Source organism: Paracidobacterium acidisoli, from assembly GCF_003428625.2.
GTDB lineage: Bacteria > Acidobacteriota > Terriglobia > Terriglobales > Acidobacteriaceae > Paracidobacterium > Paracidobacterium acidisoli.
Window position 1 is genome coordinate 488,207 of sequence record NZ_QVQT02000003.1, and the last position, 22,339, is coordinate 510,545.

Consider the following 22,339-nt stretch of genomic DNA (forward strand, 5'->3'; position numbering starts at 1 on the left):
GGCGCGAGACATATGCCCGCCTTAGCTACGCGAAGGTGGGCACCCGGACTTTTCGGATGGAAGAGAACGCAGATCCCTCGGCTGCGCTCGGGATGACGAGGCGATGAAGGTTCAGACGGTGATCTGTGGGCTGAGCTTTTCGGCGAGGCTGGTGTGGCCTTTGGCGCGGGCGTATCCGGCGGGCGTTTTGCCCTGATTGCAGAGGGCGGAGGGGTCGGCTCCGCGAGCGAGGAGGAGCAGGGCGATTTCGGCTTTGCCGGAGTCGGCGGCCTGATGGAGAGGCGTGTATCCGCCAGCCTGCTTCGCGTTGATATCGGCTCCGGCATCGAGGAGCGCAAGGACCACTTCATAAGAGGTGTTGAGCGCGACGGCAGCGTGGAGCGGCTGGTTGTCGAGGGGATTCTTCGAGCGGGCGTCGAGGCCGGCTCCGCGCGCGAGGAGGAGGGTGACGGCCTGGGGTGTGGCGAAGGCCGCGGCGAGGTGGAGCGGCGTCCATCCATCGCCGGAGACGGAGCGGGCAGCGGAGGGATCGGGGGCGAGCAGGCGCTCGAGCTGCGCGGTGTCGCCGAGGGCGGCGGCTTCGAAGATATCGAGCTCAGGCAGGCGGGTGATGAGGAAGTCGCGGATGACGGGCTGGCCGGTGTAGATGGCCCACAGGAGCGCAGAGACGCCCTGCGCGTCGCGCGAGGCGGCGAGGTCGGGGTTGTCCTCGATGTCGGCGGCGAGCTCGGAGGTCTGTCCGCGGCGGATCATGTCGAAAATATGGCGGCTCATGCGGGTGGGCTCCAGTGAGTGGCTGGTGATGCGAACAGGATACAGAGACGGGGAGAATTTCGCAGACCGGGCGAGGGGCGCGGGCGCGGAGAGAGCGGCGCGGATATGATGGGAGCGGCTTTTCCTCGCGTAAAACTCAACTCTTCTGTCGGGTGAATGAATGATGATGCGATCTGGTTTGGCGGTGGGGACCGCGCCGGTGTGGTGTGCGGCGGCGATCTTCGGAGCGATGTTTGCAGGTTCGGCGTTTGCGGCGGACAAGCCGGCGGCGGACTGGGTGGGGACGTGGGCGGCGTCTCCGGTAGCGGTTCCGGTGAAGGCGGACGAGTCGGCGGCGAATGCGACGTATCGCGATGTGGTGCACATCAGCCTGGGCGGGAACACGCTGCGGGTGCAGCTGACGAATGAGTTCGGCTCGACTCCGCTGAAGGTGGGCGCGGCGCATCTGGCGGCCAGCGCGGGCAGCGGAGCGATCCAGGCGGGATCGGACCATGCGCTGATGTTCGGGGGCAAACCGGATGTGATCATTCCGGCGGGCGCATTTGTGCTGAGCGATCCGGTGACGATGACGGCGGCGGCGATGTCGGATCTGGCGGTGAGCGTGTATGTGCCGGACCAGCCGCTGGCGACGAAGAGCTGCCACTCGTTCGCGGCGTCGACGAATTACACGATGCCGGGCGATGAGACGGCGGCGGCGACGCCGGAGAATGCGAAAGAAACGGGCTCGTGGTGCTTCGTGAAGGGCGTGGAGGTGAAGGCGGGCGATAAGGACGCGGCGATTGTGGCCTTCGGCGATTCGATCACGGACGGGGCGCACTCGACGGCGAATGCGAACCACCGCTGGCCGGATTATCTGGCAGCGCGGCTGCAGGCGGACAAGAAGCTGTCGCACCTGTCGGTGCTGGATGAGGGGATCGGCGGCAACCGCGTGCTGCGCGACGGATACGGGCCGAGCGCGCTGGCGAGGTTCGACCGCGATGTGCTGTCGCAGGACGGCGTGAAGTATGTGATCGTGCTCGAGAGCATCAACGATATCGGGCGGATTCACAATCCGGCTGATCCGGATGCGGGCGTGACGGCGGAGGACCTGATCTGGGGGCTGACGCAGCTGGTGACGCGGGCGCATGCGCACGGGATCAAAATTTACGGTGCGACGCTGACGCCGTATATGGGCGCGGGCTACTCGACGGAGCGCGGCGAACAGGTGCGCGAGGCGGTGAACCAGTGGATCCGCACGGGCGGTGTGTTCGACGGCGCGTTCGATTTCGACAAGGCGACGCAGGACCCGCAGAAGCCGACGTGGTTTCTGCCGGCGGACGACAGCGGAGATCATCTGCACCCGCAGGATGCCGGATACAAGGCAATGGCGGATGCGATCGATCTGAAGATGTTTAAGTAGGGCGGGTAATTTTGCAGTGCGGGCGGTGGCTGCGGCCGGGCGTTATGCCGGGTGGTGGCTGCCGCCCGAATTGTTTTTATACGCGATGCGGGGAGTCCTGCGGCTGCGGAGATTGCTGAAACGAAGCAGTGTACGCGGGGGCGGCGGGGCATGTACTATCGGCAGGCACCGACGGATGGAGAACGATGGAATTCCGCGATGACGATCTGAAAGCGTTTGAGAAGAACGGCGCGGCGCCGCTGCCTGCCGCTGAGGATCAGGGCTATGTGGAGCATGAGGGGGCCCGGATCTGGTACAGCACGTATGGCTCGGGATCGCCGGTGATTCTGCTGCATGGCGGGCTGGGGCACAGCGGCAACTGGGGGTATCAGGTGCCGGCGCTGACGGAGAGCGGGTATCGCGCGGTGGTGCTGGACAGCAGAGGCCATGGACGCAGCACGCGCGACGGCAGGCCGTACTCGTATGAGCTGATGGCGGCCGATCTGCGGGCGGTGATGGACCGGCTGCTGCTGGAGAAGGCGTGTCTGGTGGGATGGAGTGACGGAGCGTGCACGGCTCTGATGTTTGCGGCGGAGGAGCCGGGGCGCGTGCATGGGGTCTTCTTCTTTGCATGCAATATGGACCCGGGCGGCGTGAAGCCGTTTGCGGCGACGCCGGCGTCGGACCGGTGCTTCGAGCGGCATGCGAGGGACTATGCGGAGCTGTCGGCGGCTCCGGAGAGCTTCCGGGCGTTTGTGGAGGATGTGAGCCTGATGCAGCGGACGCAGCCGAATTATTCGGTGGACGATCTGGCTGGGGTTCGCGTGCCGGTGCTGGTGGTGCTGGGCGAAGAGGATGAATTTATCCGGCGCGAGCATGCGGAGTATCTGGCGCGGTCTCTTCCGGCGGCGGAGTTTGTGATGCTGCGCGGAGTGAGCCACTTTGCTCCCCTGCAGCGGCCGGGGCTGTTCAATGCCACGATGCTGGCCTTTGCGGACAGCGTGCAGGGCTGAGGCGGCGTTTCACGAGCGGGTCCGGATTTCCCGCACGGGGCTTTTCGGCATCCAACCCTGACAGAAGAAGTCTGGATGGGAGGGAATCCGATGAAATGCATTCTCGCAGCGATATGCTGCGTCGCGATGTGCTCGATGCCTGCGCTGGCTCAGAAGAAGGCGGCGATGACGGACCAGCAGTTTGTGGATTTTGCCGGGCAGACGGACATGGTTGAGGCGAACCTGGGACAGCTTGCGGCCACCACGGCCTCTTCGCAGCCGGTGAAGGACTATGCGCAGATGCTGGTGACGGATCACACGAGCGACTTCAGCCAGCTGAACAGTGTGGCGCAGCAGGCGAGCCTGACGGCGCCGACGGCGATCGATGCGGCGCACAATAAGATGATGATCGATCCCTTCCAGAAGCTGAAGGGCGCGGCCTTCGATCATAAGTATGTGCAGGAGATGATCGCGGGACATACGAAGGCGATCGCCGTTTACAAAAAAGAAGCGGACGACGCGCAGAATCCGGCGCTGAAGTCGTACGCGCAGCAGACGCTGCCGACGCTGCAGAAGCATCTGGACGGCGCCAAAGCGCTGCTGAAGGCGAAGTAGCGAAGCCCGTCTCCATTCGTGTCAGCAAGGGGCGCAAAGGGACACTGGGATGTTGCGAAATGCAGATCCCTCGACTTCGCTCGGGATGACAAGGGTTGAGGGTATCGTCTTCCCACCTTAGCTTCCCGTCCCGGCGCACGAACACCGTGCGCGCCGGCCCGGTTCGCGAAGGTGGGGCACCCTGGATTCCGCGCAGAAGGAGGAAATGCAGATCCCTCCACTGCGCTTCACTGCGTTCTCCACCCCAGCGCACGAACATCACGTGCGCCGGGGACCCCGGTCCGCTTCGGTCGGGATGATAAGGGTGGAGGGTATGCATGCCCACGTCCGGAAATCCGGACGCGGGGGCACCTAGGTGTTCGCACCCGGGTGTTCGTCTCACCTTCCACACTCATAATCCGTCCGCAGACCGCGTCTGAAGATCCGGACGCGGAGCATCCCCGGCGATTCAGCGGGCTGTCATCGAGTTCTGCCATAATGCGGGCTTCGGGAAAGGAGTAAGACCGATGGCCACAGGTAAAGTGACAGGCAGATTCGGGCAGGTAGCGAAGGGCGGATCTCCGCTGGAAGTGGTAACGCGGGAGGTGCGCGATCCGGGCGCGCATGAGGTGCGGATTCGTGTGCAGGCATGCGGAGTGTGCCACAGCGATTCGCTGACCGTGGAGGGATACTGGCCGGGGATTGCGTATCCCAGAGTGCCGGGGCATGAAGTGGTGGGCGTGGTGGACGCGGTGGGCGAGAGTGTGACGCAGTTTGCTCCGGGGCAGCGCGTGGGCGTGGGCTGGTATGGCGGCCACTGCGGCAAATGCGAGCCGTGCCGGCGCGGCGATCATGTGGCGTGCCAGGTGCTGAGCATTCCCGGCATTTCGTATGACGGTGGATATGCGGACTACATTGTGGTTCCGGCGATGGCGGTGGCCTCGGTTCCGGAGTCGCTGACGAGCGCGGAGGCGGGTCCGCTGCTGTGCGCGGGGATTACGACGTTCAATGCGCTGCGCAACAGCGGAGCGCGGCCTCCGGATGTGGTGGCGGTGCTGGGGATGGGCGGACTGGGCCATCTGGGCGTGCAGTACGCAGCGAAGATGGGCTTCACCACGGTGGCTGTGGCGCGCGGCGCGGACAAGGCGAAGTTTGCGCATGAGCTGGGCGCGCATCATTACATCGACAGCACGACGGAGGACGTAGCGCAGGCGCTGCAGAAGCTGGGCGGCGCGAGGACGATTCTGGCGACGGTGACGGACGCGGGCGCGATGTCGGCGGCGATCGGCGGGCTGGGCTATGCGGGCAAGCTGATGGTGCTGGGCGCGCCGATGGAGCCACTGCAGGTGCCGGCGATTCCGCTGATCATGCAGCGGAAGACGGTGGCGGGATGGCCGAGCGGGACGTCGATCGATTCGGAGGACACGCTGAAGTTCAGCGCGCTGACGGGTGTGAAGCCGCTGATCGAGACGTATCCGCTGGAGAAGGCGGCGGAGGCATACGCTCGGATGATGAGCGGGAAGGCGCGCTTCCGGGTGGTGCTGGAGACGGGTGCGTAAGGCTGATCGTCCCAGCTACGCGGGACTGGCCGTCCAGGCGTACGCGTCGCACGGGGGGGAGCAATGCAGATCCCTCCGCTGCGCTTCACTGCGTTCTCCACCCCAGCGCACGAACATCACGTGCGCCGGGGACCCCGGTCCGCTTCGGTCGGGATGACAAGGGTTGAGGGTATACGCTCCCACGTCCGAAGGTCCGGACGTGGGGCACCCGGGGACTGGCCGTCCAGGCGTACGCGGTCTCTGCCGAGACCGCAAAAACAGGGCCCGCTCGATGGCGGGCCTTTTCTTTACAGGTAGGTAAAGGTAAGTGCCGGTGCGAAAGAAGAGTGCGTGCCGGGTGCGACCAATCGCGGGCTGGAGCATCTGTTTCGATACATGTCGAATTATCCTCGTTTGTTTTCTCCTCTTCGTGTGGGCGCGCTGGCGCTGAAGCATCGTGTGGTGATGGCTCCGCTGACGCGGATGCGGTCGGAGCAGCCGGGCGATGTGCCGACGGATCTGATGGCCACGTATTACGGGCAGCGCGCCTCGGAGGGCGGGCTGATTATTTCCGAGGCGACACAGATTTCGCTGCAGGGAAAGGGCTATCCGGGCGCGCCGGGGATCCACTCGCAGGAGCAGGTGGAGGGCTGGAAGAAGATTGTCCAGGCGGTGCATGCGAAGGGCGGATTTATCTTTCTGCAGCTCTGGCATGTGGGGCGGATCTCGCACAGCTCGCTGCATCCGGAGGAGGGATTGCCGGTGGCGCCTTCGGCGATTGCTCCGTCAGTGGGGGAGACCTTCGACGCGCACTTCGGGCGCGTGCCCTTCGAGACGCCGCGCGCGCTGACGCTCGAAGAGATTCCGGGGCTGATTGCCACGTACCGCCAGGCGGCGGAGAATGCGAAGGCCGCGGGCTTCGACGGCGTCGAGGTGCACTCGGCGAACGGGTATCTGCTGGAAGAGTTTCTTGAGGACCGCACGAACCGGCGCACCGATATCTACGGCGGCTCGATTGAGAACCGAGCACGGCTGCTCTTTGAGGTGGTCGATACGGCGATCGATGTGTGGGGAAAAGACCGCGTGGGCGTGCGGCTGTCGCCGTACGGAACCTTCGGCGATATAGCCGACAGCGATCCTGTGGCGCTGTTTACGTATGTGCTGAAGGGGCTGAGCGAAAAAGGCATTGCGTATGCGCATGTGATCGAGCCGCGCACTTCGGGCTCGGGCGGCGGCGCGCCGACCAATCATGATGCTCCGCGCACGGCGAAGATCTTTCGCGGCGCGTTTCAGGGCGTGTTTCTTTCGACCGGCGGATATACGGCCGAAGAGGCTGAGGAGACGCTGCGCGACAACTACGCCGATGCCATTGGCTTCGGGCGGCCGTTCATCGCCAATCCTGATCTGCCGGAGCGCTTTCGCCGGAATACCACTCTGAATGCTCCGGACCGTTCGACCTTTTACGGCGGCACGGAGAAGGGATACACGGATTATCCGGCGATCGAGGCCGCGGGCGTCTGAGACGGAAAGAGCGAAGAGGGTGCGGGCATCCGGTAAAACGGGTGCCCGTTTTGTTTTGTGCGCCAGAGGCCGGAGGGTCGCTCTCAGGCGTGCTGCGAGAATGAGAGGACGTTGCCGTCGGGATCTTTGAACCAGGCGACTTTATCGCCGGTGGGAAAGGTGCAGATGGCGTGCTCGTCCTGCGGAAGGCCGGGGTAGCGCTCGAAGGCGACGCCCTTTTGCGCGAGCCCGGAGACGGCTGCGGCGATGTCGGGGACCTCCCAGCCGAGGACGGTGGAGGGCGAGGGGGTGAAGCCGGGCAGTTTGCTGATGCGGAGCATGATGCCGTGGATGTCGAAGACGAGAGCGAAGCCGTCGTCGCGGAGAAAGCGCAGGCCGAGGGTGTCGCGGTAGAAGACGGTCGAGGCTTCGGGGTTTTGGGTGAGCAGAAAGGTGACGACGCGGTCGAGTGGCATGGGCGGCTCCATACATCCCGGCTCAGGGCTGGGAATATCGGCTCAGGATGGGCGCCATGCTACGCGATTCGCGCGGCGGGGGAAAGACCGAATTCATGAAGATCGGGAGGGCGGCGTTCGTGAATATTTGATGGAGCCGGAAGGGAAGGCTGCGAGGGGAATTGCCGTGCGCGTCTTCTGCGGATAGTCTGCGATGTACGATCTTAGCGACGGGCGCGAGGGGGATGGCGGCGATGGATTTTCAGAGCAGGCTGGGAAGACGGATTGCGGTTGCGATGATGGCGCTGCTGACGGCGGGCGCCGGCGCGGCGCATGCGCAGGAGTGGGCGAAGGCGCGGCTGGATAAATCGCCGCGGCACCAGGAGTGGGTGAACATTCAGTACGGCAACCGGACGGTGCACGCGTATGTGGTGTATCCGGAGGTGAAGGGGAAGGCTCCGGCGGTTCTGCTGATTCATGAGATCTTCGGGTTGACCGACTGGGCGCGCGAGGCGGCGGATGAAGTAGCGGCGGCGGGGTATGTGGCGATCGAGCCGGATCTGCTGTCGGGGTTTGGTCCGAAGGGCGGAGGGACGAGCGACTTCCCGGACCAGGATGCGGCGGTGAAGGCGGTGTCGGGGCTTGATCCGGATGTGGTGACGGCGGACCTGAATGCGACGGCGGATTATGTGAAGAAGCTGCCGGCGGTGAACGGGAAGCTGGCGGTGGCGGGGTTCTGCTGGGGCGGCGGGCAGTCGTTCCGCTTTGCGACGAATCGGCATGACCTGAGCGCGGCGTTCGTGTTTTACGGGCCTCCCCCGAAGGATCTGAGCGCGATCACGGCTCCGGTGTACGGGTTCTACGCGGGGAACGATGCGCGGATCTCGGCGACGGTTCCGGATACGACGGCGGCGATGAAGGCGGCGGGGAAGAAGTACGATCCGGTGATTTATGACGGCGCGGGGCACGGCTTCATGCGGGCCGGGGAAGACCCGACACGGACGACGGGCAATGAGGCGAACGTGAAGGCCCGGGAGCAGGCGTGGGCAAAGTGGAAGACGCTGCTGGGCGGGCTGTAAGAGCCAGAACGTTGATAGCTTTCGAAGCTTATCGAGAACCTGCGAAGATTCACGGAGCCGAAGTATTCAGCTAAAGTTGTTTATCGCCGAACTTTTTGGATAGCCATTCAAATACGGCTTTTTGTTCATCTTGCCCAGCCCGCCGGATTTGTGACAGCAACCAGATAGTAGTTGGTTTTTCCCCGGTAATATTCTTCGCCCCCTGATTACAGGTCGAGCACAGAGCGCGGAGATTTGATAACTCGTCTTTGCCGCCGAGATTTTTGTCTTTGATATGCCCAATATGAAGGCGAACTTTGCGCCTGGTAAAAGGGTCAATATCACCGGGAGTCAGGCCGCACATCTGGCACGTGAAGCCATTGCGGTCAAGGACTTCAGCACGAAGCTTCGCAGAGATACCGCGACCGAACCTAACTTGTTTTTCCGGTGGGTTTTCGCTCAGGAGATATTCCCCTGGTTTTAAGTCGACACTGTCGTGATGAGTCAGGATTTTCCAGCCCTCATCTTCCCTAAGTTCGCGGACACGCCTTGCCCACTCGCTGACACTGGAGCCAGCTGCGTCACGAAGCTGGATAGATGTAACTACCTTTCCGACATTAGCTGCAAGAAAGCGCCGGATTCTTTCTTTTGATCCCGGCTTACGCATGCCCTTCCATACTCACTAATTCAGATGTGTTGAGAGGCAGCTGATGCAGCAGTTGTTTTCCTATCAGTTCTGTATATGCGGGTGGAATTGCTTCATTGATCTCGCTTTTGGTCATCCAGTCAATCCCCATAGCTTCGCTTGCGGCCGCAAGCGTGCAATTCCCTCCTCCGGTAACCTGTACAAAATCTTTCCACTCATCGGTCTTACCGTAATGCGATTTGCGTCTATCAAAAGTATGTACTTTCGGATGCTTTTGATGAGGAGGTGTCAGAATTGGAAACGATGCCTCAAAAAGACGATGACGTAATACTCTAAGTCTAGGGAACATCGTTCCACAAAGAACGACAGGATTGATTAGCGGCGCACCTTCCACATTCTCGATTACATACGGCAGGTTTGACCTGATGAGCATTTCCCGCACAGGCTCAATGAGGCGCGGCCAAGCATGTGCATTCCCGTTTCTTTTGGCGAGGTCGCTATACGATTGACACGGCGGGGATGCATGAATCGCGTCGAACGATGCAATAAAGGTCGGGTCCAAGTTCAAAGCATCAGCCTGAATGAACTGAAATGGATAGCGAGGTTGTGGGCTTATATCGACACCCACGACATCAAAACCAGCTTTCTGATAACCTGCCCCCGCTCCGCCTGCACAGCAAAAAAGATCAAGAAGTCTCGGCCTTCTCCGGGCTTTTGAGGCTGAGCGACTAGGCCGGTATGAAGGAACTTTATTTTCCTGTGTGGGACAGCGTTCGGTCTTGTCATTTTCAATCTGCGAGAAATTCATTCAGCCGCTCCATCAGCCTTGCAGGTTTTTTCAATTCGCATTGCCATACTGTAAGTACTTTCCATCCCATCTTTCGCAGTTGATAGCGAACATGTCGATCCCGAGTTGCATTAGCGAGAAGCTTTGTTTGCCAGAAGTCGGTGCGTGTCTTCGGGATCGTAGCGCGCTTACATCCAGTATGGCGATGCCAGAAGCATCCATGCACAAATAACGCTTTTTGGCGTGATGGAAAAACCAGATCGGGCTTGCCGGGCAAATTTGGGTCGTGGAGTCGATATCGGTACCCAAGCGAGTGAACAATTTTTCGAACTGCCATTTCCGGGCCTGTATCCTCCGCGTGAATCGCCGCCATATTCAGGGAGCGGCGGTCAGAATTCAGGTGATCAGTCACACTAAAGCCTCGTATGGCCAAATAAAGGCCATTGATCTGCCACGTATTTCTCTGCGGCTTCCCGCACAACCCACGCAAGAGATACTTTTTTACGCCGCGCAATTTCTTCAAGCGTTCGATAAACATCGGGTGGAAATCCAACCGAGGCGCGGATTGTAGACGGCTTGGCGGCTTTTGCGATCTGTTGGCCCGACATTTCTTAAAATCCTCATTGCCTAACTTTATGCACCAGCTTACACCGCTACGGTGCAAACGGGGAGACGGAAATTTAATCCAAGATGTAAACGCAGGTTACGGAAAGCAGCGGAATCGTTGACTCGGGTGGGGAATTGCCGTATTCTGAAGTCCTTGCGCAGTCTGCGTCTGCCGTTCTGTGCGTTCGTGCATAGAGATACGGGCAGGCGAATCCGGAAAACCTGAGAGAAGCCGGTTCCGGGGAAGTTGCGCCAGCCTCACGCGAACAGCATTCTGTAAGCCGCGGGGTACTTTGCAGGACCGCGCGTGGCTGCGCGTGGATCATTCGCGGTGTTTACCGGACGATGACAAGCCGGCCGCGCGATGAGAAAACAGGGTTTTGGCCGCGGCGGAGGCAACTCCGGAGATGCGCGGCGCGGGCCGAATGGCCCGGAAATGGTTCGGGAGAAGGAAGAAGCGATGTCGACATATATTCCGAGCGCGCTCGAGATTCAGCGGAAGTGGTTCGTGGTCGATGCCAGCGGCAAGACGCTGGGACGGCTGGCGACCGAGGCGGCCAGCGTGCTGGCCGGAAAGCGGAATCCGAAGTACACGCCGTTTATCGATGTGGGTGATCACGTGATCGTGATCAATGCAGAAAAAGTACGGCTGACGGGGCTGAAGAGCCAGAGCAAGGTCTACCGCCGCTATACGGGTTTCCCGGGGGGACTGCGCGAGGAGTCGTTTACGCGGCTGCTGGAGCGGAAGCCGGAAAAGATTGTGGAAGAGGCGATCAAGGGCATGCTGCCGAAGACGAAGATGGGCCGGAAGATGGGCTCGAAGCTGAACGTCTACAAGGGCGATAAGCATCCGCATGCTGCGCAGCAGCCTCAGCCGCTCGAAATCAGCGCATAGGTTTTCAGAGGATTCGATAAGACATGGCAGATCTGGTTCAGTACTACGGAACGGGGCGTCGCAAGTCGGCGATCGCCCGCGTTTTCCTGCGCCCCGGCAGCGGTGGTTTTACCGTGAACGGCAAGCCGTTTGAGACCTACTTCGTGACCGAGCAGCAGCGGGTGTCGGCAAAGAAGCCGCTGGTGGCAAGCGACACCGGCGCGACCTTCGACGTGCTGACGACGGTGCGCGGCGGCGGCGTGGCGGCTCAGGCCGATGCGGTCAAGATGGGCATTGCCCGCGCCCTGCTCGAGTTCAACGTCGAGCTGCGCAAGACGCTGAAGGCCGAAGGCTTTCTGACCCGCGACGCCCGCATCAAGGAGCGCAAGAAGTACGGTCAGAAGGGCGCCCGCAAGCGGTTCCAGTTCTCGAAGCGCTAGTTTCCGGTATCCCATGTCCGAAGATCCGGACATGGGGCACCCACGGTTCGGCAGGCGCTGGTTTTTGGGATCATCCCAGCTTAGCTTCCCGCCCCGGCGCACGAATATCACGGGGACCCGGTTCGCGAAGGTGGGGCACCCACAGATTTGTGAAGTTAAATCTTCCCTTAAACGGGGAATCAATTCCGGCGACCTTAAACCTTGCCGGGATGCAGTCCACGAAGGAGGCTGTTTGGCCACGATCACCATGAAGGAGCTGCTCGAAGCGGGTGTTCACTTCGGGCATCAGACGAAGCGCTGGGATCCGCGGATGAAGGAGTACATCTTCGGCGAGCGCAATGGCATTTACATCATCGACCTGCAGAAGACCCTGAAGATGTTCAAAGAGGCGTCGAAGTACGTGACCGACCTCACCGCTCAGGGCAAAGTGATTCTGTTTGTCGGCACCAAGCGGCAGGCGCAGGACGCCATTGCCGAAGAAGCCAACCGCGCGGGGATGTTCTACATCAACAACCGCTGGCTGGGTGGCCTGCTGACGAACTGGGTGACGGTGCAGAAGTCGGTGAAGCGCCTTCAGGAACTGGATGATATGGCCACGGACGGCCGTTACGGATTGCTGACCAAGAAGGAAGTGATTCGCCTGGAGCGGGAGCGCAAGCACCTGCAGGCTAACCTGGCGGGCATCAAGAACATGCGCCGGCTGCCGGATGCGATCTTCGTGGTCGATTCGAACAACGAAGCGATTGCGGTGAAGGAAGCGCGGAAGCTGGGCATTCCGGTGGTTGCGGTCGTCGATACGAACTGCGATCCGACGGTGGTCGATTACGTGATTCCGGGTAACGACGATGCGCTGCGCGCGATTCGTCTGTTCACCTCGAAGATTGCCGATTCGGCGATCGAAGGCGTGCAGATGGCCGGTGACAAGGTGCTGGTCGATGTGGCCGGTGTAACGGCCGATATCCAGGCAGTGGCCGACGGCGAGGCCGATGAGGCTCCCGAAGCCGCAGAGGCATCGGCACCGGGCGAGGTCTCCGAACCGAGCGAGGATGTCGATCTGGAAGCGGCTCTGGGCGGCGGGATTCGCAAGGCTCCGGTTGCGGTGAGCGCGATCGACGAAGAGGCAGCGGAAGGCAGCATCTAACTGAGCTAAAGGCCGGACAGCTAAAAAGGCGGTCAGCTGATGAAGCGGACAGCTAAAGACCGGATAGCTAAAAGGCCGGGTAGCTGAGACGCAGACGGCTTAAACTGAACGGACGTATAACCGGACAGCGATATGGTGGCCCGGACGGAAGCTTACAGAAGCGTGGCTGCTCTCAAGACGGCCACGCTTTCTTTCTGCCCGGATACAGGGCAAATTTGAAAAGCCGATAAATGCAGATCCCTCGACTGCGTTCCCGCGTTGCGGGAACTTCGCCCGGGATGACAAGATTGAGAAGGAAGGACTGAATCAGGATGTCTACTGTGAGTGAGAAGATCGATGCGAAGCAGGTAAAAGAGCTGCGCGACAAGTCGGGCGCGCCGATGGGCGACTGCCTGAAGGCTCTGCAGGAAGCGAAGGGGAACCAGGAAGACGCGTTCGTCCTGCTGCGCAAGCGCGGGATGGCGTCGGCGGCAAAGAAGGCTTCGCGCTCGACGAACGAGGGCGCGGTGGGCACCTACATTCACGCGGGCGGCAAGATCGGCGTGCTGGTGGAAGTGAACTGCGAGAGCGATTTCGTGGCGCGCACGGACGACTTCCAGGACCTGCTGAAGGACATCGCGATGCACATCGCGGCGACCGATCCCCGCTACATTCGCCCGGAAGACGTCACTCCTGAGGACCTGGAGCGCGAGAAGGAGATTTATCGCGCGCAGGCGGCGGCGACGGGCAAGCCGGCTCCGGTGGTCGAGAAGATCGTCGAGGGCAAGATGAGCAAGTTCTACGAAGAGGTCTGCCTGCTGGAACAGCCGTTCATCAAGGAGCAGTCGGTATCGATCAAGGACCTGATTGCGCAGAAGGTGGGCAAGCTGGGCGAGAACATCACGGTCCGGCGCTTTGCGCGCTTCAAGGTCGGCGATCCCGGCTGGACGGTGGCGCAGACGAAGCTGGCGGCGGAAGACGCGCCCGAGGCGTAAGCTCTGTTGCGGAAGTGAACAAAGCCCGGCCATCGGCCGGGCTTTTTCTTTTCGCGGAACCGTAAAAGACGGGGCTGGTTTCAGTGAGAGCGTCCGCCTCCGCTGGCCGGAGCGCTCATGGAGGGTCCTGCCGCCGGTGCCGAGGCGTGAGCGCCGGAGAAGCCAGGCTGCATGCCTCCGCCTGAAGGCTGCATGTTCCCGCCGCGTTGTGCGCCGGATGAGGTGCGGCTGATCTGGCCGGGGCTGTAGGAGCGCGGGCCGTAGGAGCGTCCGGCAGCCGATTCGCCGGGACCTGAGCCGGGCATGGATGCGGGGTTGAAGACGGACAGATTTGCGGAGCCGTGATGCTCGACCTCCCGCGAGAAGGAGTGCAGGTTGCCGAGGCTGCCGCGCGGAACGCCGAGGCCGGCGGAGTCGTTGCGGAAGACGAAGTTCTCCGAGGTGCCGGTGCTGAGCGAGGAGCGGGAGAGCGGCTGCCTGCTGACGGCGATCAGCGTTCCGCGGCCGGCGATGGGAGGCAGGATGGGCTGATGGGGGAGCCGTCCGGGGGGATTGAGGCGATGGCCGGTGGAGGGAACGGTGGCCGTTCCCGGTATGTTGGAGAGGCCGTACCATCCGCCGCCAGGCTGCCATCCCCAGCCGACACCGGAGCAGAAGCCCCAGGAGCCGTAGTGATAGGGCATCCAGCCCCAGGGATAGGGCGATACCCAGGAGTAGCCGGCTCCGGAGTACCAGGCCCACGAGCCGTTGGAGTAGGGGTCCCAGGCGGCGCTGGCGAAGTACGGACGCCACATGGAGCCGCATCCGCCGCCGGCATTGATGAAGCTGCCGTAGTAGAGCATGTCGCTGACGCCGTAGCTGTAGGCGGAGCCGCCGAAGGCGCTGAGGCTGGCGAAGTGCTTGTGGTAGTCGGCCTGATCGTGGTCCCAGGGATCGAAGATGTCGGAGGTTACCTTTTTCGCCAGCTCAGGAGGGTTCTGACTGGCGAGGTCGAAGGTGAGCGTGTGCTTTTTGGAGACCTCGATGGTTCCTGAGGCAGCGTTGACGGGGACGGGTGCTCCGTCAAGAACGGCAAGCGTCGCGGTGGAGGGGCTGAGCTGCAGGCGGATGTGGCTGGAGGGCGGGAGGTCGAGCGTCTGCGAGCCGAAATCGACGGCGAACTGATTGCCTTTGGTGCCGGTGAGGCTGACGTAGACCAGGCCTTTGAGGACTTTGACGGCGGAGAGGGTGGCTCCGGTGGGCATGAGCTCGAGCTTTGGGAATTCGATGAGGGAGCTGGGGCCGACACGCAGGGTGCTGTTGTCCTCGAATTCAATTTCGGCGATGCCGACGGTGGTCTGGAGACGGCTGCCTTCGACGATGGGAAGGTTGGTGATGGCCTCTTCGAATCCGTGGCCGATGGCGCGGTCGAGCAGGACGGTGCCCTTGATCTCGCTGAGGCGCACGATGCGCACCTTCGATAAGGTCTGTGCGGGCACGGTGCTGTTCTGCAGCGAGGGTGCGGCTGCGGGCTCCTGCGCCGCCGAGGGAAGAGCGATGCAGCAGGCGAGCAGGGCTGCCGCTGTGGCAATTCCAAAGAGCGTCTGAACGGGCGTGGCGGCTGCGGGTCTTCCGTGCGTGGGGTTGGTTCTCATTTCCGCCCTCCTTCTTTTCCCGGCAGGGTTCGATCGGGAAGACGCCGGGCAGGGGGATAGAACCTTACCGGACGGCCGGGCGCAGGCAGAATCTGCGCTTCCGCAGGCATGGTAGCACTGCAGAGCACAGGTAGCGAGCGTCCGGCCACGGGCGGTTTTGATGGCACTGCAGCACAAAGCGGGGAGCAGCGCGCTCAGATGACGCGCAGCAGCAGAAGGATGATGAGGATCAGCAGGATCAGACTGACGCCGCCGCCGCCGTAGTAGCCGATGCCTGGCCCCATGCGATAACCGCCAAACCCAAAGAGCAGAAGCAGAACGATCAGGATAATGAGTAACATGGTTTCTCCTTTGGGACGTTAGGATGCGCGGCGGAGGGCAGGTGCAGGGGAATATTTGCTTTCGCGCCGGGTTGTACGGCGGTGGACGAGAATGTGCGCTTAATGAGCGGATGAAGAGGTTTGCCGGCGCTGATCGCAGGCGGCTTTGATCTTTTCGTATTTGGCGTGGAGCTCGTCGAGCTCGAGGTCGCTGAGGTTCTCGATGTCGATCATCTGATCGCGGGCGTTGTCGATGGCGCGGATGAGCTCATTGAGCTTGAGGTTGATGGCGCGGGCGTCGCGGTTCTGGGTGTTCTGGATGAGGAAGACCATGAGGAAGGTCACGATGGTGGTGCCGGTGTTGATGATGAGCTGCCAGGTGTCGGAGTAGTGGAAGATCCATCCGGTGGAGCCCCAGGCGACGATGACGAGGCCGGCGCCGAGGAAGGCCCATTTGGAGCCGAGCCAGCCGGAGGTTCCGGCGGCGAAGCGTCCGAAGCGGTCGCTGGTGGTGCGGACGCGGACTTCGAGGGGGATGTTCTCGTGGTTCGTTCCCGGGGCTGGTTCGGGCGTGCATCCGGAGGGAGCTCCGGGCGAATGCCATCGATGCTGCGCGAGGCGGCTCATCTACCGGGAATGGATGTTTTGCCGGCGGGAAGGGTTGGAGCGGGCGGTGATTTGAATATATTCAAAAAATATTGACCCTATTCAAAAATATCTTGACGCCGGGGACTCTGCCGGCGCAGGATTTGAACATGTTCAAAACTGAGCCTTCGACGGACAAGGGCGAACAGACGCGGCGGCATATCTTCGACTGCGCGCTGGAGCTGTTTCGGGAAAACGGCTTCGACGCCACGACGATGCAGGAGATCGCGCTGCGCGCGGATGTGGCCAAGAGCGCGGCCTACTACTACTTTCCCGGCAAGGAAGCGATTATTCAGGCGTATTACGAGGCGGTGCAGGACGAGCAGGAGCGCGTCTGCAGGCGGATCTTCGCCGGGAGCGGGAATCTGAAGGCCCGGCTGGCGGCGGCGATGCATGCGAAGTTCGATCTGGCGAAGGAGGACCGGAAGCTGCTGGGGGTGGTCTTCCGCTACACGGGTGAGCCGGAGCATCCGCTGTCTTGCCTGGGAGCGGGGACGGAGGAGATACGGCGGAGGAGCATCGGCGTCTTTCGCGAGGCGATTGCGGGCGAGCGGCTGCCGAAGGATCTGGATCAGCTTCTGCCGGTGGCGCTGTGGTCTCTGCAAATGGGGCTGCTGATTCTGTTTCTGTACGACAGATCGGAGGGACAGAGGCGGACGCGAAGGCTGGCAGACGGGGCGCTGGAGCTGACGCTGAAGCTGCTGGCGCTGGCGAAGCTGCCGGTGCTGAAGCCGGTGCGCACGAAGGTGCTGTCGCTGCTGCGCGAGGCGGATCTGCTGCCGGAGGGATAGCTGCAGAAGGGACGAGGGGAGGCGGAGATGAGCGAGGCAGGCGGGCCCAGGAAGTATCAGTCAGTGATTCTGTGGGCGATGGCCGGGCTGGGCATCGTCATGGTTGCCGGAGTGTACCTCTCGGATATTCATTCGTTTCTGCAGGGCGATCCGTTCTGGCTGGCCGCGGCGCTGTATGTGGGTGTTCCGAGTGCGCTGGCGACGCTTCTGGCGCTGCTGTGCCTGCGCGGGATGGGAGGGCAGGCCGAGGTCGAAGAAGCGGAAGGCGGAGCGGGAAAGGCCGGGCCTGCAGGGATCGAGCCGGCGCAGTGGGGCGTGATTGCGCTGGCGATCGCGTTTACCGCGGGAGCCATACTCTATCGCTGGCTGATGCACAGGCATCTGGGGCACAGCGCGGCGATGTTCCTGGGGATTCCGGCGATGCTGGCGATTCTGGTGGCGCTGACGCCGCAGGCGAAGACGGTGACGGGTGGCATTCTGAAAGGGATTACGCTGGCGCTGCTGATCGTCGCTCCGCTGCTGGGCGAGGGATATCTGTGCATTCTGATGGCCTCGCCGCTGTTTTATTGTGTGGGGATCATAGTCGGCTGGATTGTGGACTGGCAGCGCGGGAAGCGGACGGAGACAGTGAGCTGCATTGCTCTGGTGCTGCTGCCGCTGTGTCTCGAAGGCACGGTTCCGCAGCTCACAATCAACAGGAAGCAGACGGTGGAGGCGACGCGCGTGGTGGATGCTTCCGCGGATGCGGTCGAAGAGGCGCTGTCACAGGGGCTCGATGTGCGCGCGCCGCTTCCGGTGTGGCTGCGCGCGGGCTTTCCGCGGCCGCTGTGGGCAGGCGGGGATGGGCTGAGCGCCGGCGCGGTGCGCACTATCCATTTTGCGGGAGCAGAGGGCGATCCTCCGGGAGACCTGGTGATGCGGGTGGCGGAGCGGAGGGTGGGGTATGTCCGCTTCGAGACGGTGAGCGACGGCAGCAAGCTGACGCAGTGGGTGGCGTGGGAGAACTCCGAGGTGGAGTGGAGGGCGGTGGATGCGTCGCATACGGCGGTGACGTGGCGGATTCACTTTGAACGCGAGCTTGATCCGGCGTGGTACTTTACGCCGATCGAGCGCATGACGGTGCGCGAGGCGGCGGGGTATCTGATCGAAGCGAATGCCGTGCCGCATGTCACAGCAGGGGCGACTCGGTGACGAGCGCCGAATGGGCGCGCGCCGCTGCGCTCTACTTCCCGCTGATGGCGGCGCTGCTGGCGGGAGCGCTGCGCGGACGCAGACCTCGGCTGTTTGCGGCGTGTCTGCTGAGTGCGCTGTGGGCGGCTCCGGCGCTGCTGGTTGTCGAGCGGCTGAACCAGTGGGCGCAGTGGTGGAGCTTTCCGGCGGGCGACGCTGCGTTTCGGGGCATGCCGCTCGAGCTTTATGCCGGCTGGGTGATTCTGTGGGGTCTGGTGCCTCAGCTGGCATTTCCCCGGCTGAGGATCGCCGGATGTGCGGCGGTCATGACCGGCGCGGATCTGGTGGCGATGCCGCTGTGCCGCACTGTCGTGCATCTGGGGCCGCACTGGCTGGCGGGTGAGGCCGTGGCCGTGGCGCTGGCGCTGCTTCCGGCTCTGTGCCTTGCGCGATGGACGCTCGAGGATACGCATCTGTATCTGCGCGCGGCGCTGCAGACGGCGCTGGCAGGGATGATCTTTCTCTTTCTTGTGCCGGAGATTGTTTTTGCGGTGAAGGGGGGAGCGGGGTGGGGTCCGCTGCTGAGGGTGGCGGGGTGGGAACGGCAGATTGCGGTGCAGATGTTCTTTCTGCTGGCGGTGCCTGGCGTCTCGGCGGTGATGGAGTTTGCGGAGCGAGGCGAGGGGACGCCGATCCCGTACGATCCGCCGAAGCGCATGGTGAGCAGCGGGATTTATCGCTACGTGGCCAATCCTATGCAGCTCTCGTGCGGAGTGGTGATGCTGGCGTGGGCCGCGCTGCTGCGGAGCGGATGGCTGGCGGCGGGGGCGTGTCTCTCGCTCATTTACAGCGCCGGGCTTGCCGAATGGGATGAGCGCCAGGATCTGTCGCGGCGCTTCGGTGAGGCATGGCACGGGTATCGCGCCGCCGTGCGGAACTGGCTGCCGCGATGGAGGCCCTTCCATGCCGGAGCGCCGGCCAGGCTGTACATGGCATCGACCTGCGGGCCGTGCAGTGAGCTGCGCCGCTGGCTGGAGGCGCGGCGACCGTTGGGGATGGAGATTGTGGATGCGGAGAGGCTTCCGGTGGGCTCGATCCGGCGCATGCGGTATCTTCCGGGCGACGGGAGCGCTGCCGTGGAGGGAGTGCGGGCGATGGGGAGGGCGCTCGAGCATCTGCACTTCGGATGGACCTTTGCCGGGGCGATGCTGCGGCTGCCGGTTGTGTGGCAGACGGTGCAGCTGCTGATGGATGCGAGCGGGCTGGGCCCGAGGCTGCCGGACGCCCACCTTTCGCTGTGCGAAAGCGGGAAGGATGGGCATTCGGTATCCTGCCGGGGCTGAAGCCCCCCCTTTTTTTTGCCTGTTCACTGAGCTAAAGATCACCCCCAGCGAACTTTGTTCGCCGGGGACCCCGATTACCCGGTGCTTCTACCGGGTCTCGCTGACGCGAGACGGGAAGTGTTCCGTGGCTATGTCGCACAGGGGCTGAAGCCCTTTGGTTTTGAGGATGGGTTCGGCACGGCTGAAGCCGTGCCCTGATACAAAGCGATGACGCTTCCCACCTTAGCTTCCCACCCCACCGCACGAACATCACGTGCGCCGGGGACCCCGGCTCGCGAAGGTGGGGCACCCCGGATTTGTGTTTTGGGAGAGCCGGGGCTGAAGCCCGTTTTTCTTTTGGCGCTCAATTCCCCCCGGCTGAAGATCGCCCCAGCGAACTTTGTTCGCCGGGGACTCCGATTGCCCGGTGCTTCTACCGGGTCTCGCTGACGCGAGACGGGAAGTGCAGATACCTCCGCGGCGCAGCCGTTTACGCGGCTGCTTCGGTCGGGATGACAATGCCGGGTCGGGGAATAAGGGGAAGCCGGGATGACAGGGTTTAATGATTTGCATGCCCGCTTCCGGAGATTCGTCTGCTTCCCATGTCCGAAAATCCGGACATGGGGCCCGGGTACCCGGCCGGTGAATCCGGAGGCAGGACGATCGGCTCCGCGGAGGATGCCGGGCATCCGCGGCCGGGGATGACGGGCGAGTGAAACTGCCTCGAAACGCGCCGGGTCCGGGTTACGCGGGAGGGGGGCTGCGTGCGATACTCCAGAAGGAATGTATAAACGCGTCGTACTGAAGCTCTCAGGGGAAGCACTGGCCGCGGGCCGCGGTTTTGGCGTGGACTCAGACCGTGTTCACGAGATTGCCGGAGAAATAGCCGAAGTGCATGCGATGGGCGTGGAAACGGCCGTTGTGGTGGGCGGAGGGAATTTCTTTCGCGGCGTGGCCGAGCAGGCCAAGGAGATGGACCGGGTCTCGGCCGATAACATGGGCATGCTGGCGACGGTGATCAATGCGCTGGCGCTTCAGGACGCGATCGAAAAGCAGGATATTCACTGCCGGGTGATGTCGGCGATCGAGATGCACGAGGTGTGCGAGCCCTATATCCGGCGGCGCGCGGTGCGGCATCTGGAAAAGGGCCGGGTGGTGATCTTCGCGGCGGGGACGGGGAATCCGTACTTTTCGACCGACACGGCGGCGTCGCTGCGGGCGATGGAGATTCGCGCGGATGTGCTGCTGAAGGGGACAAAGGTGGAAGGCATCTACGACGCCGATCCGGTCATCACAGAGGGAGCGGTGAAGTTTGAGCAGATTACGTACATGGATATTCTGCGGCTGGGGTTAAAGGTAATGGACACCACCGCGGTAAGCCTGTGCAAGGACAATAATCTGCCGATGATCATCTTTAACCTCAATCAGCCGGGCAATATCCGCCGGGTCGTCTCCGGGGAGAAGGTCGGCTCACTGGTGACTGCCTGAGCGCACCAACCCAGGTCGTTCCACGACCGCGGGCAGACTCGAGGGTGGCTTCGCAGGCCGCCGATGCGGTTTCTCCCGGCATCGGGGCGAAGAAGCCCCGTCTGGCAGCCCTTTCGGGACTGCGTGCCTTTGCGGCACTGAATATCGTCTTCTTTCATTTCTCGAACCCTAAATGGTTTGGGCCCTTTGCGCCGATTGTGGACAACGGCTACACCTCGGTCAGCTTTTTTCTGCTGATGTCCGGGTTCATTCTGGCCTACAACTACAGCGAGCGGGCGCAGGCCGGGACGCTGAAGGCGCGGAGCTTCTGGCTGGCTCGGTTTTCGAGGCTGTATCCGGTATACGTGTTTGCGCTGCTGATTTCGCTGGGCATGCTGGTGGAAGAGTGGCATGCGCGGTCGCACGCGCAGTTTGCCTGGGGATTGGCGCTGACGCCGCTGCTGCTGCAGGGATGGTCGCCGACGCTGTCGACCTTCTGGAATACGCCGGCGTGGACGATGTGCACAGAGGCTTTCTTCTACCTGATCTTTCCGGCAGTGGTGGTGTGGAAGCGGCCAAAGCGGCTGGGCGCGCTGCTGGCGCTGATGCTGGGGCTGTGGGCCCTGGGGATGGTGCTGCCGGGGCTGTATATGTGGCTGCATCCGGATGGAGACCTGCACCCGGGACGATATACGGACGGGTTCTGGATACGGGCGCTGAAGTTTACGCCGCCGCCGCATGTGCCTTCGTTTCTCTTCGGGATCGCGCTGGCGGATCTGGACCGGCTGATTCCCAGAGCGAGCCGCAAACGGCTGATGATGGGCGTGCTGGGCATGATCGGACTGTATCTGATTTTGTATTACGGCGACAAAATGCCGTATCCGATGATGCACGACGGCCTGCTGATGCCACTGTATGCGCTGGCCATTCTGGGGCTGGCCGGGCATAACCTGATCTCGCGCTTCTTCGGGTTCTTTCCCTTTGTGGCCGTGGGGCAGGCGAGCTACTGCCTGTATATTCTGCACTTCAATCTGTGGAATATGATCCACGAGTCGCACCTGCTGGAGCGGACGGGTCTGATCCGCTTCGATCCCTGGCTGAGCTATGGGTTGCTGATCGGCGCTTCGGTGCTGGTGATGCTGGCGATCGAGAAGCCAGCGCAGCGGTATATTCGGGGATTGTTAAAGCCGGCGTAGCTTTTGGGGTGGGCGTCGCTTCGCGAAAGCGGCGAGG

General features: G+C 62.5%; 24 protein-coding genes. 15 read left to right on the plus strand and 9 right to left on the minus strand.

What is annotated here, in order from left to right; translation table 11 throughout:
- Positions 1–111: 111 nt before the first annotated feature.
- The gene (locus tag D0Y96_RS09675; protein ID WP_117299146.1) at positions 112–774 is read right to left on the minus strand and encodes an ankyrin repeat domain-containing protein; all 663 of its coding nucleotides are present in this window, start codon (positions 772–774) and stop codon (positions 112–114) included.
- A gap of 160 nt (positions 775–934) precedes the next feature.
- On the opposite strand from D0Y96_RS09675, the gene D0Y96_RS09680 reads away from it, so the two are divergent.
- The 5 genes from D0Y96_RS09680 (at position 935) to D0Y96_RS09700 (ending at position 6,797) form a co-directional block, all read left to right on the plus strand.
- Positions 935–2,173, plus strand: a complete 1,239-nt coding sequence (locus D0Y96_RS09680) for an SGNH/GDSL hydrolase family protein (protein WP_252263633.1) — start codon at positions 935–937, stop codon at positions 2,171–2,173.
- A 185-nt stretch (positions 2,174–2,358) separates the two neighbouring features.
- Positions 2,359–3,165 carry an alpha/beta fold hydrolase gene (locus D0Y96_RS09685; RefSeq protein WP_117299147.1) on the plus strand — a complete coding sequence of 269 codons (807 nt, stop codon included), beginning with the start codon at positions 2,359–2,361 and terminating at the stop codon, positions 3,163–3,165.
- Positions 3,166–3,255: 90 nt separating this feature from the next.
- Positions 3,256–3,759, plus strand: a complete 504-nt coding sequence (locus tag D0Y96_RS09690) for a DUF4142 domain-containing protein (protein WP_158562332.1) — start codon at positions 3,256–3,258, stop codon at positions 3,757–3,759.
- A 506-nt stretch (positions 3,760–4,265) separates the two neighbouring features.
- Positions 4,266–5,297, plus strand: a complete 1,032-nt coding sequence (locus D0Y96_RS09695) for an alcohol dehydrogenase (RefSeq protein WP_117299149.1) — start codon at positions 4,266–4,268, stop codon at positions 5,295–5,297.
- Positions 5,298–5,672: 375 nt separating this feature from the next.
- Positions 5,673–6,797 carry an alkene reductase gene (locus D0Y96_RS09700; RefSeq protein ID WP_117299150.1) on the plus strand — a complete coding sequence of 375 codons (1,125 nt, stop codon included), beginning with the start codon at positions 5,673–5,675 and terminating at the stop codon, positions 6,795–6,797.
- Between the two features lie 83 nt (positions 6,798–6,880).
- Here the strand turns inward: D0Y96_RS09700 and D0Y96_RS09705 are convergent, their stop codons facing one another.
- Positions 6,881–7,252: a VOC family protein gene (locus D0Y96_RS09705; RefSeq protein ID WP_117299771.1), complete on the minus strand. Its 372-nt coding sequence runs from the start codon at positions 7,250–7,252 to the stop codon at positions 6,881–6,883.
- 233 nt (positions 7,253–7,485) lie between these two features.
- Between D0Y96_RS09705 and D0Y96_RS09710 the strand changes: the two genes are divergently transcribed.
- Complete coding sequence (locus D0Y96_RS09710) at positions 7,486–8,310, plus strand: dienelactone hydrolase family protein (RefSeq protein WP_252263634.1); 825 nt, start codon at positions 7,486–7,488, stop codon at positions 8,308–8,310.
- 70 nt (positions 8,311–8,380) lie between these two features.
- Here the strand turns inward: D0Y96_RS09710 and D0Y96_RS09715 are convergent, their stop codons facing one another.
- Genes D0Y96_RS09715 through D0Y96_RS20710 form a run of 4 tightly spaced genes read right to left on the minus strand, consistent with a single transcriptional unit; the run spans position 8,381 to position 10,330 of the window.
- Positions 8,381–8,956: an HNH endonuclease gene (locus D0Y96_RS09715; RefSeq protein WP_117299151.1), complete on the minus strand. Its 576-nt coding sequence runs from the start codon at positions 8,954–8,956 to the stop codon at positions 8,381–8,383.
- Positions 8,949–9,743 carry a DNA cytosine methyltransferase gene (locus D0Y96_RS09720; RefSeq protein ID WP_117299152.1) on the minus strand — a complete coding sequence of 265 codons (795 nt, stop codon included), beginning with the start codon at positions 9,741–9,743 and terminating at the stop codon, positions 8,949–8,951. The genes D0Y96_RS09715 and D0Y96_RS09720 overlap by 8 nt, the downstream gene beginning before the upstream one ends.
- Positions 9,724–10,134 carry a very short patch repair endonuclease gene (locus tag D0Y96_RS09725; RefSeq protein WP_350449024.1) on the minus strand — a complete coding sequence of 137 codons (411 nt, stop codon included), beginning with the start codon at positions 10,132–10,134 and terminating at the stop codon, positions 9,724–9,726. Before D0Y96_RS09725 ends, D0Y96_RS09720 begins: the two co-directional genes overlap by 20 nt.
- Before the next feature lies 1 nt (position 10,135).
- A complete protein-coding gene (locus tag D0Y96_RS20710; RefSeq protein WP_117299154.1) occupies positions 10,136–10,330 on the minus strand; it encodes a ribbon-helix-helix domain-containing protein in 195 nt (64 codons plus the stop codon).
- Between the two features lie 458 nt (positions 10,331–10,788).
- Here D0Y96_RS20710 and rplM point away from each other — a divergent pair, with 458 nt between their 5' ends.
- The 4 genes from rplM (at position 10,789) to tsf (ending at position 13,757) form a co-directional block, all read left to right on the plus strand.
- Positions 10,789–11,223: a 50S ribosomal protein L13 gene (gene rplM, locus D0Y96_RS09730; RefSeq protein WP_117299776.1), complete on the plus strand. Its 435-nt coding sequence runs from the start codon at positions 10,789–10,791 to the stop codon at positions 11,221–11,223.
- Positions 11,224–11,246: 23 nt separating this feature from the next.
- Positions 11,247–11,642 carry a 30S ribosomal protein S9 gene (gene rpsI / locus D0Y96_RS09735; protein WP_117299155.1) on the plus strand — a complete coding sequence of 132 codons (396 nt, stop codon included), beginning with the start codon at positions 11,247–11,249 and terminating at the stop codon, positions 11,640–11,642.
- A 232-nt stretch (positions 11,643–11,874) separates the two neighbouring features.
- Entirely contained in the window at positions 11,875–12,783 is a 909-nt protein-coding gene (gene rpsB, locus D0Y96_RS09740) for a 30S ribosomal protein S2 (protein WP_117299157.1), read from the plus strand.
- A gap of 311 nt (positions 12,784–13,094) precedes the next feature.
- Entirely contained in the window at positions 13,095–13,757 is a 663-nt protein-coding gene (gene tsf, locus D0Y96_RS09745; RefSeq protein ID WP_117299158.1) for a translation elongation factor Ts, read from the plus strand.
- Between the two features lie 80 nt (positions 13,758–13,837).
- Here the strand turns inward: tsf and D0Y96_RS09750 are convergent, their stop codons facing one another.
- The 3 genes from D0Y96_RS09750 to D0Y96_RS09760 form a co-directional block, all read right to left on the minus strand.
- Entirely contained in the window at positions 13,838–15,391 is a 1,554-nt protein-coding gene (locus tag D0Y96_RS09750) for a DUF6600 domain-containing protein (RefSeq protein ID WP_117299159.1), read from the minus strand.
- A gap of 194 nt (positions 15,392–15,585) precedes the next feature.
- Positions 15,586–15,732 carry a DUF3309 family protein gene (locus tag D0Y96_RS09755; protein ID WP_117299161.1) on the minus strand — a complete coding sequence of 49 codons (147 nt, stop codon included), beginning with the start codon at positions 15,730–15,732 and terminating at the stop codon, positions 15,586–15,588.
- 99 nt (positions 15,733–15,831) lie between these two features.
- Positions 15,832–16,338: a low affinity iron permease family protein gene (locus D0Y96_RS09760; RefSeq protein WP_117299162.1), complete on the minus strand. Its 507-nt coding sequence runs from the start codon at positions 16,336–16,338 to the stop codon at positions 15,832–15,834.
- Between the two features lie 128 nt (positions 16,339–16,466).
- Between D0Y96_RS09760 and D0Y96_RS09765 the strand changes: the two genes are divergently transcribed.
- The 5 genes from D0Y96_RS09765 (at position 16,467) to D0Y96_RS09785 (ending at position 22,302) form a co-directional block, all read left to right on the plus strand.
- Complete coding sequence (locus tag D0Y96_RS09765; RefSeq protein ID WP_117299164.1) at positions 16,467–17,147, plus strand: TetR/AcrR family transcriptional regulator; 681 nt, start codon at positions 16,467–16,469, stop codon at positions 17,145–17,147.
- A gap of 27 nt (positions 17,148–17,174) precedes the next feature.
- Positions 17,175–18,338: an SRPBCC family protein gene (locus tag D0Y96_RS09770; RefSeq protein WP_117299166.1), complete on the plus strand. Its 1,164-nt coding sequence runs from the start codon at positions 17,175–17,177 to the stop codon at positions 18,336–18,338.
- The gene (locus D0Y96_RS20715; protein WP_117299168.1) at positions 18,335–19,660 is read left to right on the plus strand and encodes a methyltransferase family protein; all 1,326 of its coding nucleotides are present in this window, start codon (positions 18,335–18,337) and stop codon (positions 19,658–19,660) included. The genes D0Y96_RS09770 and D0Y96_RS20715 overlap by 4 nt, the downstream gene beginning before the upstream one ends.
- A 762-nt stretch (positions 19,661–20,422) precedes the next feature.
- The gene (gene pyrH / locus D0Y96_RS09780) at positions 20,423–21,127 is read left to right on the plus strand and encodes a UMP kinase (protein WP_117299170.1); all 705 of its coding nucleotides are present in this window, start codon (positions 20,423–20,425) and stop codon (positions 21,125–21,127) included.
- 44 nt (positions 21,128–21,171) lie between these two features.
- On the plus strand, positions 21,172–22,302 hold the full coding sequence (locus tag D0Y96_RS09785; protein WP_350449025.1) for an acyltransferase family protein: 1,131 nt from the start codon (positions 21,172–21,174) through the stop codon (positions 22,300–22,302).
- Positions 22,303–22,339: the final 37 nt, after the last annotated feature.